At 39.7% G+C, this 355-nt stretch carries 1 protein-coding gene; it reads left to right on the forward strand.

Annotation, left to right across the window (positions count from 1 at the left end; genetic code table 11):
• The coding region (locus CP352_RS10905; RefSeq protein ID WP_143465314.1) for a DUF4038 domain-containing protein at nt 1-355 on the forward strand (355 nt) is incomplete at both ends.

Below are 355 nucleotides of genomic sequence, written 5' to 3' on the forward strand. Positions count from 1 at the left end.
ATGGTGAAAGTCATGATCTACCTGAAGAATTTGTTAATCAAATTAGCTTTTATGGCTATCAATCAGGACATGGATATACTGGCCAAGCAAGTGCTTATACGATTCCACAGGCATTGCGAAATGAGCAAAATTATCGAGGCCCAATTATTGACACTGAACTTTGTTATGAAGGACTGACAAAAATGAAATGTCCTGTTCCAGAACGCTATAGTGCATTTGACGTTCGAAAAGCCGCTTGGCGTGCAGTTCTATCAGGAGCAGATGCTGGATTAGGTTATGGAACCTTTGGAATTTGGCCTTGGAATGATACTGCACGTCCTGAAATAAAGTTGGAAACAAACTTTAACGTTCAATT

Source organism: Lactobacillus sp. UMNPBX1 (genome assembly GCF_002554085.1).
GTDB lineage: Bacteria > Bacillota > Bacilli > Lactobacillales > Lactobacillaceae > Lactobacillus > Lactobacillus crispatus.